At 45.8% G+C, this 371-nt stretch carries 1 pseudogene; it reads right to left on the bottom strand.

Going from position 1 to position 371, the window contains the following annotated elements:
- Nucleotides 1-371 (bottom strand): annotated as a pseudogene (locus tag LB449_RS13835) (IS110 family transposase); the annotation flags it as partial.

The following is a 371-nucleotide window of genomic DNA, read 5'->3' as shown; positions in this document are numbered from 1 at the left end:
TTCTGCCCTATTCCAGGCACTGAGGTTAAGAGGGTGAGCTGCTGCTCTTGATCTTCCTTGACCAAGGACAGGATCTTTTCCTCAATCGCTTTTACTTCTTTATCCAACTGCTTCCTTTGGCGTTTTAAAGAGCGGTACACGAACTTTGAGGGAACTCCCAGGGCTTCTTCTCCATGGACCTTATTCTTCACCGCGGTGCGCTGTTTTAAGTAAGTATCTAAAAGTCTGAACAGCTGTAGGCATTCACTCTGTACTTCAGTAAGTGCATTGTAGAGGGGAACCGCATTGTTCTGAGCATACTCACAGATCGCCTTTGCATCACTTTTGTCTGTCTTTACCTTGGCCAGTTTCATCTGGATAAACCGCTTGAT

The sequence above is a fragment of the Psychroflexus lacisalsi genome, assembly GCF_020164495.1.
GTDB classification, from domain to species: Bacteria; Bacteroidota; Bacteroidia; order Flavobacteriales; family Flavobacteriaceae; genus Psychroflexus; species Psychroflexus lacisalsi.
Note: the sequence above shows the minus strand (reverse complement) of the source record. Positions and strands in the feature narration are given on the sequence as shown.